We start from the raw sequence: 13,729 nt of genomic DNA on the forward strand, positions 1-13,729 counted from the left end.
CCCGCGACGTCCGCCAGAGCCGCGGCGGGCACTGAAGGGGGGAGCCCCCCGCCGATCCAATCCTCACCCTCGTCCTGAGGTGCCCTGCGGAGCAGTGCCTCGAAGGGCGCTTCGCGGATCTCCCTCCCGCTTACAAGCGTGGTGCGTGCTTCGAGACGCCTGCCGACGCAGGCTCCTCAGCATGAGGGGCTTGGAGCAAGCTGTGTCGGGTCGCAACCCCTCACCCGGGGCACTTCGTGCATCCCTCTCCCCATGGGAGAGGGGAGGGAGACTGCGATGCCGCAGATTACGCTCGCAAACGCCACGCTCGCCTATACCCTCACCGGTCCCGAGGGCGCGCCCGTCGTGGCGTTCTCCAACTCGCTCGGCACCACCCGCGCGATGTGGGACGCGCTCCTGCCGGCGCTGCGGGGCTACCGCGTCCTCACCTACGACACGCGCGGCCACGGCGCCTCCACGCTGGGCCCGCAAGGCGCCACGATCGACGATCTCGCGGACGATCTCGCCGCGCTCCTCGACGCGCTCGCCATCGAGCGCGCCCATGCGGTGGGCCTGTCGCTCGGGGGCATGACGGCCCAGGCCTTCGCGCTGCGCCATCCCGCGCGCGTGCGCGGCCTCGTCCTCATGGCGACATCGGCCCATATGCCGCCGCCCGAGGCCTGGGCGGACCGCGTGACGCTCGTGCGGCGCGACGGCATGGCGGCGATCGCTGATGCGGTCCTCACCCGCTGGTTCACGCCCGCCGCCGACGCCTCGCGCATCTCGCCCGTCGGTGAGGCGTTCCTTGCCGTCGATCCGGAGGGCTATGCCCGCGCCTGCGAGACGATCGCCGCGATGGACCTGCGCGAGCGGATCTCTGGCATCGCGGCGCCGACGCTGATCCTGGCGGGGGCCGACGATCCCGCGACTCCCGTAGCCCACATGGAGGAGATCCGCGCCCGGATCCCCGACGCCGAGCTCGTGGTCATCCCGCGCGCCGCCCATCTCTTCGCGGTGGAGCGGCCCGACGTGACCGCCTCGCACCTTCTGGCCTTCCTCGCCCGCTTCGACCGGCCGGCGCCCGGCGGCTGGAGCTTCGAGGACGGGCTCGTCAACCGCAAGGCGGTGCTCGGCGCGGCCCATGTGGAGCGCTCGCTCGCCGCGGCCGGCGCCTTCGCGGGCCCCTGGCAGGACTTCATCACGCGCTATGCCTGGGGCGAGATCTGGGGCGACCCGACGCTGCCGCGCAAGACGCGCTCGATGCTGACTCTCACGATGATGATCGCGCTCCACCGCGAGGAGGAGTTCAAGCTCCATGTCCGGCCGGCGCTCGGCAACGGCGTGAGCCTCGACGAGCTGCGCGCGCTCCTTCTCCAGAGCGCGATCTATGCCGGCGTGCCCGCCGCGAACGCGGCGTTCCGCTGGGTGCGCGAGGTGCTGGGCGAGGAGCTCGGCTAGGGGTTCAATGGTGCGGGGCCGGTGTGCGCCCCCGCAGCCGCCGCCAGAGCGGCGACAGGACCCTGCCGACGATCGGGATCAGGAACGCTCCGAGAATGCCGCCGACGATGCCCGACCCCGCCGCCGTGACGAGCCACGAGACGAGCCCGGCGCCGACCGGCACCGCGTGGGCCGCCTTCTCGGACGCGGCGTGGAGGGCGTGGCCAAGCGCCGGGAAGCCATACTCCTCGAGCCCGTGCACGATGATCCCGCCGCCGACCCAGATCATCGCCGCGGTGCCGACCACGCTGAGCACGCGCAGGAAGACCGGCATGCCGATGACGAGGCCTCGCCCGATGGCGCGGGTGACGGGGCCGATGCCGTTTTTCGCGAGCGCCACGCCCACGTCGTCGGCCTTCACGATGAGCGCGACGCCGCCATAGACGAGCACGGTGAGCGCCACGCCCACCACGGCGAGCACCAGCGCCTGCACCCACAGGGCACCGTCGGGGAGGGTGGAGAGCGTGATGGCCATGATCTCCGCCGAGAGGATGAGGTCGGTGCGGATCGCGCCTCCGACCTTCTCGTCCTCCAGCTGCTTGGGGTCCGCCGGCGTCGCCCGCGCCGCCGCCTCGTGGGCGTGCGCGGCGTGCGGGAACAACGCCTCGTAGACCTTCTCGGCCCCCTCGTAGCAGAGGAAGGCGCCGCCGAACATGAGGAGCGGCGTGATGGCCCAGGGCGCGAGCGCGCTCAGCGCGAGGGCGCCAGGTAGCAGGAAGACGAGCTTGTTGCGCAGCGAGCCCAAAGCGATGCGCCAGACGATGGGCAGCTCCCGGTCGGCCGTGAAGCCCACCACGTAGCGCGGCGTCACGGCCGCGTCGTCGATCACGATGCCGGCCGCCTTGGCGCCGGCCTTCGCGGCCTGCGCCGTCACGTCGTCCAGCGAGGCGGCGGCGACCTTCGTGAGGCTCGCCACGTCGTCGAGGAGGGCAAGGAGGCCGGTGCTCAAGGGATGTCCTTCGCGTCGGGGAGGGGTCAGTTAACGCAACGCGCGAGGCACGGCCAAGGTCCCGCCGCCTCTCATCCGTCGGGCCAGTTTCGGGCCCAGACCCCGGCGAGATCGGGCATCGCGTCGACCCGGGTCGCGATCGCATGGAGCCGGGGCGCGTTCCGCGCGAACCACGGGCGCTTGGGCCGCCAGCGGGTCATGACGCCGACATAGATGTCGAGGGCCGAGAAGCGCTCGCCGAGGAAGAACGGCGCGCCCGCCGCCCCCTCGACCACCCGATAGAGGCGCTCGGCGTAAGCGTCGGCGGCCTCGCGAAAGGGCCGGCGCGCCGCCTCCAGGGCCACGAACCGCTCGGGCTCGTCGCCATAGGTGAAGGTCGGGTAGATGTTGGCGACGAGGAAGACGAGCCAGCGCAGGAACGCGGCGCGCTCGGGCGCCGCGGGGCCGGGCACGAGATCGTCCCGCCCCGTGAGGTCGGCCAGATGCAGCGTGATCGCGGCGCTCTCCGTCATGATCGCCCCGTCGGGCAGGACCAGCGTCGGCACTTGGGCGAGCGGGTTCACGGCCGCGAGCGCGACCCGCGCCGCCTCGTCCTTGAACACGTCGCCCACGGGACGGAAATCGTAATCGAGGCCGAGCCGCGTGAGCTGCGCCTCGACGAGGGCCGAACCCCAGCCCGTGCGGCCGTAGAGCGTGAAAGGTGCCATGGGAGAAGCTTAAGAGCGCCGGCCCGCCCGCTCAACCCCGGCCCCGGAGCACCTCCTCGACCCAGGCCGGCACCACCTCGCTTGCCGGGCCATAACGCCCCGTATCGAACAGGCGGGCGTTGTCGGCGGGCTCCAGGTTGATCTCGCAGGTCGGGATGCCGGCGGCCCGCGCCTCGGCCACGAAGCCCGCGGCCGGATAGACGGAGCCGGAGGTGCCGATCGCCACGAAGAGATCGGCCGCCATCAGGGCGTCGCCGATCTCCTCCATGTGGAGCGGCATCTCGCCGAACCACACCACATGGGGCCGCATTCCCCCGGCGCGGGCGCAAGCCGGGCAGGGGGTCTCGACGGTGAGGTCGCTCGGCCACTGCGTGACGTGCCCGCAGGCCTCGCAGCGGATCTTCAGGAGCTCGCCGTGCATATGCACGACCGGGCTCGCACCGGCCCGCTCGTGGAGGTCGTCGATGTTCTGCGTGCAGAGGAAGAGCCGCCCGCCGGCGGCCTCCAGGTCCCGCCCGAGCCGCGCCAGGGCGCGGTGCGCCTCGTTGGGCTCGGCCTCGATCATGTTGCGGCGGCGAAGGTTGTAGAACGCGTGCACGGCCCGGGGATCGCTCGCGAACCCCTCGGGCGTGGCGAGCTGCATGGGATCGAACTTGGCCCAGATCCCGCCCGTGTCACGAAACGTGCCGAGCCCGCTTTCCGCCGAGACCCCGGCGCCGGTGAGGACGAAGATGTTCATAGCGGTGATGTCTCACAGGAGGGGGAAGACGGATAGAGCCGCAGCCAGACAAGGAAGGCGCAGCCGTCCAAACACGCTCCACTTTCCCGGACAAGCTGCGCAAATCGCAGCGCCGATCCGGGAACCAGGAGTCAGACGAGCCGCGCAGCGGCTCTCATGATGTACGGCTTCGCCGCGCTTCCTGCGTTAGATCCCGGATCACCTTCCACTCCGCTGGCGCTCCGTTGCAGGCGTCCGGGAAAGTGGAGCTTGGGCAAAGCGAGGCTCATCCTCACGCACGCCGCGTAATCCGGTAGACACGGGCCGGAGGCATGTTGGCGAGGGTCCAGCCGACGAGGCGGCTCTCCAGGCCGAGGCCCTGCAGCAGCGGCTCGGGGATGGGGCAGCCGAGCGTGTAGGTGAACTGGTAGAAGCCGGCGCCGGGCGCGAGATGCGCGAAGGCGCCCGTCAGCAGCGCGGCGAGCCTCACGCGCGGCATGGTGAGGACAGGCAGCCCGCTCACCACGGCGCCGGCCTCCCCGGGGGAGACGCGCAGGCGGGCGAGGAGCGCGGCATCCATTTCGCAAACCCGGGCCGCGGGGAAGCGCTCGCGCAGCAGCGCGGCGAAATCCGGCTCGGATTCCACGAGCACCAGGTCCCGCTCCGCCACGCCGCGCTCCAGGAGCGCGCGGGTGAAGGCGCCGGTCCCGGGGCCGAGCTCGATCACCGGCCCGGTCGCCGGGCCGATCTCGCGGGTGATGAGGTTGGCGAGCGCCCGGCTCGAGGGAACCACGGACGCGACATGCAGCGGCTGGCGCAGCCACGCCTTGAGGAAGGGGACGACGTCCGACCGGCTCACGCGGTTCTCCAGGGGACCACGGGCGCGAACCGCCCGCCGATCCAGCAAACGTGGAGAGCGCCCGTTCGTTGCCCTCAGACGCGCTCCAGCGCGTTCCTGAGGTCGCGGATCAGGTCATCCGGGTGCTCCAGCCCGACGGAGAGGCGGATCAGGCCGTCCGGGATGCCCATGGCGGCGCGCTCGGGCGCGGGAAAACGCTGGTGGGTCGTGGTCGCCGGGTGGGTAACGAGGCTCTTGGCGTCGCCGAGATTGTTGGAGATGCGGATCAGGCGCAGCGCGTCGAGGAAGCGGAAGGCCTCGGCCTTGCCGCCTTTGAGCGCGATGGCGAGCATGGTCGAGCCGCCCGTCATCTGCCGGGCGATGAGGTCCGCCTGGGGGTGGTCGGCGCGTCCGGGCAGGGTGAGGCGGCGGACGGCCGGGTGGCCGATGATCGCCTCCGCGATCCGGGCGGCGGAGGCGGTCTGGCGCTCCACGCGCAGCGGCAGGGTCTCCAGCCCCTTGAGGAGCACCCAGGCGTTGAAGGGCGAGATCGACGGGCCCGTCATGCGCAGGAAGAGCTGGATCCGCTCCTCGATGAACGCCTTGGAGCCGAGGATCACGCCGCCCAGACATCGGCCCTGGCCGTCGATGTGCTTCGTCGCCGAATAGACGACGCAGTCCGCGCCGAGCGCCAGGGGCTTCTGCCACAGGGGCGTGGCGAACACGTTGTCGACGGTGAGCGTCGCGCCCGCTCCATGCGCGATCTCGGCGACGCCGGCGATGTCGAACACTTCCAGGGTCGGGTTTGCGGGCGTCTCCAGGAAGAAGGCCCGGGTCTCGCGGCGCACGGCGCGGCGCCACAGGTCGAGGTCGGGGCCGTCCACAAGGGTCGAGGCGACGCCGTAGCGCGGCAGAAGATCCTCGATCACCCAGCGGCAGGAGCCGAACATGGCGCGCGGGGCCACCACATGGTCGCCGGCCCGCAACTGCCCCATCATGGCCGCCGTGACGGCCGCCATGCCGCTCGCCACCGCACGCGCGGTCTCGGCGCCTTCCAGGAGGGCCATGCGCTCCTCGAACACGCTCGTCGTCGGGTTGGCGTAACGGGTGTAGGAATAGCCCGGGTCCTCGTTGAGGAAGCGCGCCTCGGCCACGGCGGCACTGTCGTAGACGAACCCCTGCGTGAGGAAGAGCGCCTCCGACGTCTCGCCGAACGGCGTGCGGGCGGTGCCGCCGTGGACGAGCAGGGTTTCGGGATGAAGGTCCTCGGGGAGCGCCATGATGCAGCCGGAGATGAAGGGGTTGCCGGCAATCTAAGGGCTCGATCGTTCGTTGTAAACGACGGACGTCCGCCATTCCGAACGAAGCGGGGCCGGACGACAGCCGATTCTCCTTGCGTCAGCCGCCATATGCTCCGACCCTGCGCGGGCGACCGGCCCGTCGGAGAAGCCGGCGCATCACCGGAGGACACGCCATGATCCGCCTCGCATCGCTTGCCGCCGCGGCCCTGCTCGCCGCGGCCTCCCCATCCCTCGCCCAGACCGCCGACATGTCCTTCTTCGTCTCGAGCGCGGGCTCGGGCAAGGGCGCGGATCTCGGCGGCCTGGAGGGCGCCGACCGCATCTGCCAGACCCTCGCCGAGGCCGCGGGCTCGAAGGGCCGGACGTGGCGGGCCTATCTCTCGACCCAGGGCGCCGGTGCCGTGAACGCCCGCGACCGCATCGGCAAGGGACCCTGGCGCAACGCCAAGGGCGCTGTCATCGCGAAGGACGTGGCGGAGCTCCACGACGGCAACAACCTCACCAAGGACACCGCCCTCGACGAGCGGGGCGAGCCCGTGAAGGGCCGCGGCGACCAGCCCAACGAGCACGACATCCTCACGGGCACGCAAGCCGACGGCACCGCCTTCGCGGCGGGCGAGGACCGCACCTGCGGCAACTGGACGAAATCCGGCGCCGACGGGTCCGCCATGGTCGGGCATCACGACCGCCGGGGCCTCGACGAGCAGCCGCCCGCGAAGTCCTGGAACACCTCGCATCCGTCCCGCGGCTGCTCGCAGGAGGGACTGCGGGGCACGGGCGGCGCAGGCAAGATCTACTGCTTCGCCGCGAACTGAGCCGGGCGCTCAGGGGAGGGGGCCGTAGTGCCTGATCGTGCGGGCGATCCCCTCCCGCAGCCCCGTGCGCGGCAGCCCTGGCAGCAGGCGCGCCAGCCCCCGATCCTCTGCGATGGCGCTCACGATCGGCAGGGGAGGGCCGTCGACCGCGATCCGGGCGTCCGGCACCTCGGCCCGGATCGCGTCCACGATCTCGGCCGTGGTCGCCACCTCGCCGAGGATGTTGAACACGTGCGCGCCCGTGATCCCCGGCGCGAGCGTCGCGGCCACGAAAGCGGCCGCAACGTCTTCCACGTGGATCATGTCGGCGCCGCCCGTATAGGGGATCGTGTAGGCCTCGCCCCGCGCCGCCGCCCGGCAGGCGAGGGTCGGTCCCGCCGTGAGGCCGACCTCGCGGCCGGGGCCGTAGACGATGAACGGGCGAAAGCCCACGCTCGCCGTGCCGTCGCGCTCCGCATAGGCGCGGGCGCAGCCCTCGCAGGCGAGCTTGTACGCGCCGTAATGGGTGGTGGGCCACGGCACCGCCCCGTCATGCGGCCCGAACACGCCCGCGCTGCTCATGTAGACGACCCGCCTGATCCCGTGGCGCCGGGCGGCCTCGAAGACGTGGAGCGTGCCCACGAGATCGATCATGGCGCCGCGCACGGGATCGGCCGCGCAGGCGGGCGTTAGGATCGCGGCGAGGTGGATCACGGCCTCGCAGCCCTCGGCGGCGGCCGCCACCGTCTCCCCGTCCACGATGTCGCCGACCCGCCAGTCGAGCGGCACGTCGCCCGCGATCTCGGCCACGAGGCGACGATCGTCGCGGGCGTCGAGGACACGCACGGCGCGCCCCTCGGCCGCGAGCCGCCGGATGATCCAGGCACCGACGAACCCGCCGCCTCCGGTCACGAGAATGGTCATAGCGCTCCTCCCGACAGCGGAGGTTAGGGCAGGGCGACCCGGCTGTCAGCCAGCAGCGCCGGGCGGCGGGAACGGCTTGCGCGCCTTCGCCCGTCACAGGCTCCCGTGATCCTGTTGCGGCACCGCAACACCACGGATCCATCCTCAGTTTGCCCCACGACGCCCCAGGCTCCGCCGCATAGCCGCCATAAACCGGAGGCACCACGGTAAGAAGCAAATTCCGCGTGATTTTGCAGTATCTTAACCTTCACGGGATGGACTCGTGAAAGGGCTGGTTGAGCCGTGCCGTGCCACCGAATCCGTCGATTGCACGGGCGGGTGGACGCGTGGCAGATCAGGCCATCAGGGCCGCGTCAGCCGGCCCGGGCCGAAGAGCCGCGCGAAGGGGGTGTTTGAAGCTATGGTGCGCCTGATCGACAAGACGAAGCTGCCGAGCCGCCACGTCACGGAGGGACCCTCCCGCGCGCCGCACCGGTCCTATTATTACGCGATGGGCCTGACGTCGCAGCAGATCCACCAGCCCTTCGTCGGCGTGGCGAGCTGCTGGAACGAGGCGGCCCCCTGCAACATCTCCCTCATGCGCCAGGCCCAGGCGGTGAAGAAGGGTGTCGCGGCGGCGAACGGCACGCCGCGCGAGTTCTGCACCATCACGGTGACCGACGGCATCGCCATGGGCCACCAGGGCATGAAGTCGTCGCTGCCGTCCCGCGAGGTCATCGCCGATTCGGTCGAGCTCACCATGCGCGGCCACGCCTACGACGCGCTCGTTGGGCTTGCCGGCTGCGACAAGTCCCTGCCGGGCATGATGATGGCGATGGTGCGCCTCAACGTGCCCTCGATCTTCATCTATGGCGGCTCGATCCTGCCCGGCAATTTCCGCGGCAAGCCCGTCACGGTCCAGGACGTGTTCGAGGCGGTCGGGCGGCACTCCGTCGGCGACATGTCGGACGCGGATCTGGAGGAGCTGGAGCAGGTGGCCTGCCCGTCGGCGGGCGCCTGCGGGGCGCAGTTCACCGCCAACACCATGGCCACCGTCTCCGAGGCGATCGGCCTCGCGCTGCCGTACTCGGCCGGCGCGCCCGCTCCTTATGAGCTGCGCGACCGGTTCTGCATGACGGCGGGCGAGATGGTGATGGAGCTCGTGGCGAAGAACATCCGCCCGCGCGACATCGTCACCCGCAAGTCGCTGGAGAACGCCGCCATGACGGTCGCGGCGTCGGGCGGCTCGACCAACGCGGCCCTGCACCTGCCGGCCATCGCGCATGAGGCGGGCATCGCGTTCGACCTGTTCGACGTGGCCGAGATCTTCCGGCGCACGCCCTACATCGCCGACCTCAAGCCCGGCGGGCGCTACGTCGCCAAGGACCTGTTCGAGGTCGGCGGCATCCCGCTCATCCTCAAGGCGCTGCTCGAGGGCGGATTCCTGCACGGCGACTGCATGACGGTCACCGGCCGCACCATGGCCGAGAACCTCGCCAGCGTGTCCTGGAACCCGGATCAGGACGTGGTGTTCCGCACCGAGTCCCCCATCACGGTGACGGGCGGCGTCGTCGGCCTCAAGGGCAACCTCGCCCCCGAGGGCGCCATCGTGAAGGTCGCCGGCATGGCGGCCGACCGGCAGACCTTCCGCGGCCCCGCCCGCTGCTTCGACGGCGAGGAGGCCTGCTTCGAGGCGGTGAAGAACCGCGCCTACAAGGAGGGCGAGGTGCTCGTGATTCGCTGGGAAGGCCCGAAGGGCGGCCCCGGCATGCGCGAGATGCTCTCCACCACGGCCGCGCTTTACGGCCAGGGCATGGGCGACAAGGTGGCGCTCATCACGGACGGGCGCTTCTCCGGCGCCACCCGCGGCTTCTGCATCGGCCATGTGGGCCCCGAAGCGGCGGTGGGCGGCCCCATCGGGCTGCTGCGCGACGGCGACATCATCGCCATCGACGCCATCGCGGGCACGCTGTCGGTGGAGCTCTCGGATGAGGAGCTGACGCGCCGCCGAGCGGAATGGACCGCCCGCCCGCTCTCCACGGGCTCCGGCTATCTCTGGAAGTACGCCCAGACGGTCGGATCGGCCAAGGACGGCGCCGTCACGCATCCTGGGGGCGCCCACGAAAAAGAGTGCTATGCGGACATCTAGCCTCACGGTCCTCGGCATCCTGGCGCTGCTCGGCACGCCCGCCCTCCCGGCGGGCGCGCTGGAGCCGCAGCGCCAGACGTCCGCGCATACGCCTCTCGCCGCCTACGACTCGGCGGGCGAGGCGCTGCGCTCGGGCGTGCGCGACTACAATGCCGGCGACATGACCAACGCCGTGCGGGCCCTCGAATTCGCCGCCACCAAGGGCCACGCCCTCGCGCGCTGGAAGCTCGGGCGCATGTACGCGGCCGGCGACGGCGTGCCCCACGACGATCTCAAGGCCTTCGAGTACTTCTCGAAGATCGCCGACGAGCACGCGGACGAATCGCCCGACTCGCCCAACGCCCGCGTGGTGGCGAGCGCCTTCGTGGCGCTGGGCACGTATTTCCTCGACGGGATCGCGGGCAGCTACGTGCGGGCCAATCCGGGCCGGGCGCACGAGATGTTCAGCTACGCGGCGTCCTATTTCGGCGACTCGGACGCGCAGTACAATCTCGCCCGCCTCTACCTCGACGGCATGGGCGTCTCGAAGGATCCCCGCCAGGCGGCCCGCTGGTTCAATCTCGCGGCGGAGAAGGGCCACCACGCCTCGCAGGCGGTGCTCGGGCACATGCTGCTCGGCGGCGTCGGCGTGCCGCGCCAGCGCGCGCAGGGGCTCATGTGGCTGACGCTCGCCCGCGACGCGGCCGACCCCGACAAGGACGCCTGGATCCTGGCGCTCTACGACGAGGCCGTGGCCGGCGCGAGCGAGACGGAACGCGAGAGCGCGCTCGCGCGTCTGGAGAGCCACCTGAGGCGGCGGCGTTGATTCCCCTCTCTCTTTCGGGGAGGGGTTAGGGGTGGGGGTCGGGACGCCAACCTGCGTCGGTCCAGAAAAGGGCTGTACTGGCGTGCGTGCTCCCCACCCTAACTACAGCCCCGACTGTCTGACCCCCAGCCCCTCCCCGCAAGGGGGAGGGGTGTTACGCCAGCTCCACGCTGACCGGCACATGATCCGACGGCTTGTCCCAGCCGCGCACGTGCCGGTGGATGGTGATGCCTTTCAGGCGGTCGGCGGCCTGGGGCGAGAGGAGCAGGTGGTCGATGCGGATGCCGAGGTTGCGCGGCCAGGAGCCCGCCTGGTAGTCCCAGAACGTGTAAAGGCCGTCGGCGTCGTCGCAGGCCCGCACCGCGTCGGTGAGGCCGAGGGCGGCGAGCTCGCGCAGCTTCGCGCGGCTTTGCGGCAGGAAGAGCGCGTCGGCGCGCCAGGCGTCGGGGTTCGCCACGTCGCGCTCCTCCGGGATGACGTTGTAGTCGCCCCCGAGCACCAGCGGCTCCTCCAGGGCAAGGCGCCCCTCCACGTGGCGGATGAGCCGGTCGAACCAGGCGAGCTTGTACTCGTATTTCGGGCCCGGCGCCGGGTTGCCGTTGGGCAGGTAGATCGACGCGACGCGAACCGGGCCGCCCTCGGTCCGGATCACCCCTTCGAGATAGCGCGACTGCTCGTCCGCCGGGTCGCCGGGCAGGCCGCGGGTCACGTCCTCCAGCGGCAGCTTGGAGAGGATCGCGACGCCGTTGAAGCCCTTCTGGCCATGCGTCGTCACCTGGTAGCCCGCGCCCTCCACCTCGGCGCGCGGGAACGCGTCGTCCTGGCACTTCAGCTCCTGGAGGCACAGCGCGTCGGGCGCCTCCTCGCGCAGGACCGTGAGGAGGTGGTCGAGCCGCTGCCGGACGGAGTTGACGTTCCAGGTCGTGATCCGCATGCCTTGGGTCCTCGTGCCGTGAGACGCTCCTGTCATCCGCGTTTCGCGGGCGCCTGACAAGGCGGGCCGGGTTGAGGACATCGCGCCGTGAGCTGGTTTGCCCCCATCGACCTCTATTGCGAGCGCACGTCCGCGGGCTTCTGGGCCGAGCCGGTGAACGCGTTCTCCAACGCCGCCTTCCTCATCGCGGCCAGCGCCGCCTACCTCCTGTGGCGGCGGGGAGGGGGCCGCGACGGGCCGGCGCTCGCCCTGATCTGCATCGTGGCGGTGGTCGGGATCGGGAGCTTCCTCTTCCACACCTTCGCCAATCGCTGGTCGCTCCTCGCCGACGTGCTGCCGATCACCGTGTTCATCTACGGCTATTTCGTCCTGGCGATGCGCCGGTTCGTGGGGCTGGGCGTCCCGGCGGCGCTCGCGATCACGGGGGCGTTCCTGGCCTTCAACGTCCCGTTCGAGACCCTCTGGCGCCTGGCGCTCGGCCCGGGCGCCCCGACGCTCAACGGGTCCGTCGGCTATCTGCCGCCGGCCGCGGCCCTCGTGGCGGTGGGCGCGTTCCTCTCCTGGCGCGCGCCTCGCGCCACCTTTCCGGGGCTCGACCGGCTCGCGGCGCGCTCCCTGTTCGGCGCGGCGGCCGTCTTCGCTCTCTCGCTGACCTTCCGCACCCTCGACCACGCTGCCTGCGCCACGATCCCGATCGGCACGCATTTCGCGTGGCATGGGCTGAATGGGCTGGTGCTCTACCTCCTCGTCCGCGGCGCGATCCGGCACGGGACCTTGCGCGCGCCTCCCCTCTCCCATGGGGAGAGGGGTCGGGGGTGAGGGGTTGGACGCTGATCCAGGGATTTCCAACCCCGCTGATCCCATCCTCACCCGCGTTCTGAGGCGCCCAGGAAGTAGGCCTCGAACGGCGCTTCAGGGATCTCCATCCGGCTCACGAGTGTGCTGCGTGCTTCGAGGCTCGCTCGGCTCGCGCCTCAGCATAAGGGGGTGGGGAGACCGCTGGATGGGCGTGGTACCCCCTCACCCCCGGCCCCTCTCCCGATGGGAGGGGGGAGCTACCCCACCGTCACGCCCACCCGCTGGCAGCCATTGTTGCAATAGCCCCGCGGGTTCCAGGTCTGGTCCAGCGGCTGCACGCGGCCGCTGGCGTCGCCGGCGCGGGCCACGAGGGTGAAGGGGCCGGCATGGTCGGGGGTCCAGGCGAAGCGGAAGCGGCGCCAGGCGTGCGGGCCCTCGCCGGGCTCCAGCTCCGCCATGGCCCAGGTGGTGCCCCCGTCCGTCGAGACGTGGACGCGCTCCACGGGCACGCGACCCGACCAGGCGAAACCCCGGATCTCGCAGGGCTCGCCAGCTCGAAGGCGGGCGCCGTCGGCCGGATGGCTCACCAGCGACTTCACGGGCATGTCCTCGATCACGGCGAAGAGCGCGGGATCGGGCGTCTCGCCGGGGCGGACAGGCGCGGTGGGGAGGCGGTAGTCGAGCCCCGTCATCTTCGCCCCGTCGTGCTCCCGGTCCCGGATCTCCAGGCGCGCGAGCCATTTCTGCCAGGCCGAGCCCGGGAATCCCGGGGCCACCACGCGCAAGGGACCGCCATGGGCGAGCGGCAGCGGCTCGCCGTTCATCGCGAAGGCGATGAGCGTCTCGGGCGCGAGGGCTTTGGCGATCGGCAGCCCGCGGGAGAGCGCCACCTTGCCGGTCTCCGTCCGGTCCGGGCTGTGATGGGCCGTGTAGACCGCGCCCTCCTTGAGCCCGGCCACCTCCAGGACGTCGCGCATCCGGACGCCCGTGAAGCGGGCGCAGCCCACCGCGCCGTAGCCCCACAGCACGCCCTCGACGGCGGGCTCCAGATAGCTGCGGCCGTTGCCGGCGCATTCGAGCACGCTCGTCACCGTCACGGCCTCGAAGCGCCGCTCCAGGTCGTCGAGGGAGAGGGAGAGCGGCCGCTCCACGAGGCCGTCGACGGCGAGGCGCCACGTCGCGCGGTCGACCGCCGGCCAATCCCCGTTGTTGCGCACGAAGAAGCGGCCGATGGGGGTGATGGGATCGTCGAGCAGATGCGGCGGCGTCTCGACGTTGTAGGGGCCCCCACCGTGGACGATGAGATCGGGGTCGGTTCGGAGCGTGTCCGGAGCGTCCGTCGGGATCACGAAGCCTC

At 71.4% G+C, this 13,729-nt stretch carries 13 protein-coding genes; 5 read left to right on the top strand and 8 right to left on the bottom strand.

Features of this window, described 5'->3' with window-relative positions:
* Window positions 1–276 precede the first annotated feature (276 nt).
* Window positions 277–1,437, top strand: coding sequence for a bifunctional 3-oxoadipate enol-lactonase/4-carboxymuconolactone decarboxylase PcaDC (gene pcaDC / locus F0L46_RS18480; RefSeq protein WP_149820284.1), 1,161 nt, complete (start codon window positions 277–279; stop codon window positions 1,435–1,437).
* A gap of 4 nt (window positions 1,438–1,441) precedes the next feature.
* Here pcaDC and F0L46_RS18485 read toward each other — a convergent pair whose 3' ends face one another.
* The 5 genes from F0L46_RS18485 to metZ all read right to left on the bottom strand — a co-directional run bounded on the left by F0L46_RS18485 (window position 1,442) and on the right by metZ (window position 5,968).
* Window positions 1,442–2,425: a DUF808 domain-containing protein gene (locus F0L46_RS18485; RefSeq protein ID WP_149820286.1), complete on the bottom strand. Its 984-nt coding sequence runs from the start codon at window positions 2,423–2,425 to the stop codon at window positions 1,442–1,444.
* Window positions 2,426–2,496: 71 nt separating this feature from the next.
* The gene (locus F0L46_RS18490) at window positions 2,497–3,132 is read right to left on the bottom strand and encodes a glutathione S-transferase family protein (protein WP_149820288.1); all 636 of its coding nucleotides are present in this window, start codon (window positions 3,130–3,132) and stop codon (window positions 2,497–2,499) included.
* Window positions 3,133–3,163: 31 nt separating this feature from the next.
* Window positions 3,164–3,871, bottom strand: a complete 708-nt coding sequence (locus F0L46_RS18495) for an NAD-dependent deacylase (RefSeq protein WP_149820290.1) — start codon at window positions 3,869–3,871, stop codon at window positions 3,164–3,166.
* Window positions 3,872–4,142: 271 nt separating this feature from the next.
* The gene (locus tag F0L46_RS18500; RefSeq protein ID WP_149820292.1) at window positions 4,143–4,709 is read right to left on the bottom strand and encodes a class I SAM-dependent methyltransferase; all 567 of its coding nucleotides are present in this window, start codon (window positions 4,707–4,709) and stop codon (window positions 4,143–4,145) included.
* A gap of 74 nt (window positions 4,710–4,783) precedes the next feature.
* Entirely contained in the window at window positions 4,784–5,968 is a 1,185-nt protein-coding gene (metZ, locus tag F0L46_RS18505) for an O-succinylhomoserine sulfhydrylase (protein WP_149820296.1), read from the bottom strand.
* A 194-nt stretch (window positions 5,969–6,162) separates the two neighbouring features.
* Between metZ and F0L46_RS18510 the strand changes: the two genes are divergently transcribed.
* A complete protein-coding gene (locus F0L46_RS18510; protein WP_149820299.1) occupies window positions 6,163–6,804 on the top strand; it encodes a hypothetical protein in 642 nt (213 codons plus the stop codon).
* A gap of 9 nt (window positions 6,805–6,813) precedes the next feature.
* Here F0L46_RS18510 and F0L46_RS18515 read toward each other — a convergent pair whose 3' ends face one another.
* A complete protein-coding gene (locus F0L46_RS18515) occupies window positions 6,814–7,707 on the bottom strand; it encodes an NAD-dependent epimerase/dehydratase family protein (RefSeq protein WP_149820301.1) in 894 nt (297 codons plus the stop codon).
* A gap of 400 nt (window positions 7,708–8,107) precedes the next feature.
* Here F0L46_RS18515 and ilvD point away from each other — a divergent pair, with 400 nt between their 5' ends.
* Window positions 8,108–9,835: a dihydroxy-acid dehydratase gene (gene ilvD, locus F0L46_RS18520; RefSeq protein WP_149820303.1), complete on the top strand. Its 1,728-nt coding sequence runs from the start codon at window positions 8,108–8,110 to the stop codon at window positions 9,833–9,835.
* On the top strand, window positions 9,822–10,640 hold the full coding sequence (locus F0L46_RS18525) for a tetratricopeptide repeat protein (RefSeq protein WP_149820306.1): 819 nt from the start codon (window positions 9,822–9,824) through the stop codon (window positions 10,638–10,640). Before ilvD ends, F0L46_RS18525 begins: the two co-directional genes overlap by 14 nt.
* 154 nt (window positions 10,641–10,794) lie before the next feature.
* On the opposite strand, the gene F0L46_RS18530 is transcribed toward F0L46_RS18525, so the two are convergent.
* On the bottom strand, window positions 10,795–11,574 hold the full coding sequence (locus tag F0L46_RS18530; protein WP_149820308.1) for an exodeoxyribonuclease III: 780 nt from the start codon (window positions 11,572–11,574) through the stop codon (window positions 10,795–10,797).
* A gap of 87 nt (window positions 11,575–11,661) precedes the next feature.
* On the opposite strand from F0L46_RS18530, the gene F0L46_RS18535 reads away from it, so the two are divergent.
* Entirely contained in the window at window positions 11,662–12,393 is a 732-nt protein-coding gene (locus F0L46_RS18535) for a ceramidase domain-containing protein (RefSeq protein WP_149820310.1), read from the top strand.
* 236 nt (window positions 12,394–12,629) lie between these two features.
* Here the strand turns inward: F0L46_RS18535 and F0L46_RS18540 are convergent, their stop codons facing one another.
* The gene (locus tag F0L46_RS18540; protein WP_149820312.1) at window positions 12,630–13,721 is read right to left on the bottom strand and encodes a sulfite oxidase; all 1,092 of its coding nucleotides are present in this window, start codon (window positions 13,719–13,721) and stop codon (window positions 12,630–12,632) included.
* Window positions 13,722–13,729 lie beyond the last annotated feature (8 nt).

Source organism: Salinarimonas soli, assembly GCF_008386575.1.
Lineage (GTDB): Bacteria > Pseudomonadota > Alphaproteobacteria > Rhizobiales > Beijerinckiaceae > Salinarimonas_A > Salinarimonas_A soli.